Annotated in this window: 1 protein-coding gene; it reads right to left on the bottom strand. The window is 39.0% G+C overall.

Going from position 1 to position 241, the window contains the following annotated elements; genetic code table 11:
- Nucleotides 1–241 (bottom strand): THUMP domain-containing protein (locus AC6UDE_RS07160; RefSeq protein WP_500697058.1); only part of this gene is annotated, 241 nt, incomplete at both ends.

Genomic DNA, 241 nt, shown 5'->3' on the forward strand with positions numbered 1-241 from the left:
GTAGGCAGCTACTGGAGAGTCAATTCCACCCGATAACATCATTGTCCCTCGTCCACCAGTTCCAACTGGTAGTCCAAGGGCGCCTTGAATGGTCTGACTAGACAAATAAATTCCTGACATTCGAACATCAATTTGTAAATTAATGTCAGGATGCTTCATTTGAGCCTCAATTCCCTTTAAATGATCTAAAACATAACCACCTACTTCATCATTCATTTGATAAGTATTTAATGGATAATCT

Source organism: Fructilactobacillus sp. X2R5C3 (genome assembly GCF_059901325.1).